The sequence below is a fragment of the Vibrio sp. L85 genome (assembly GCF_963871815.1).
GTDB lineage: Bacteria > Pseudomonadota > Gammaproteobacteria > Enterobacterales > Vibrionaceae > Vibrio > Vibrio harveyi.
Genome location: NZ_CAWMYL010000127.1, coordinates 1 through 352, shown reverse-complemented (window position 1 = coordinate 352; position 352 = coordinate 1). Strand labels below are relative to the sequence as shown.

The window sequence follows — 352 nt, the reverse complement described above, 5'->3', positions numbered from 1 at the left end:
AGCTGAGCGGTAGTCAGAACGAGAGGCGGAATTAAAAAGCCTTGCTGCTGCAAGGATTGTGGCGGTCTAGTGATTAACGGTTATCGTAAGGCTCTAAGGTATAGCCTCTGTGTTGGGTGTGTTGGATAAGCTTTTGCGCCGTTTTGTGGGATAGAACAAGGTGGCGCCAGTCATTGCCCACGAGCATATCGAGGACAAAAAGAGACTCAGGGTCGTTTTCAGGTGAATTTGAGTTGTATGAATGGGTGTTTTTTAACTGCGTGGTGTGTCGGCGTTTATGCTGGGTTCTTGGTTTCATAAACGTTCTCCATGTTTAGGAAAAATCGCACGAGAAAAGAAAGAAAAAGCGGCG

The 352-nt window shown here is 46.6% G+C and carries 1 protein-coding gene; it reads right to left on the bottom strand.

Annotated elements, in window-relative coordinates; all coding sequences use genetic code 11:
- Positions 1 to 73 precede the first annotated feature (73 nt).
- Positions 74 to 298: a hypothetical protein gene (locus tag AACR11_RS13340; RefSeq protein ID WP_017191095.1), complete on the bottom strand. Its 225-nt coding sequence runs from the start codon at positions 296 to 298 to the stop codon at positions 74 to 76.
- Between the last annotated feature and the right edge of the window lie 54 nt (positions 299 to 352).

Excerpts from the sequence above, each read along its gene's own strand:
- AACR11_RS13340 (WP_017191095.1), bottom strand. The coding sequence starts at position 298 with ATGAAACCAAGAACCCAGCATAAACGCCGACACACCACGCAGTTAAAA.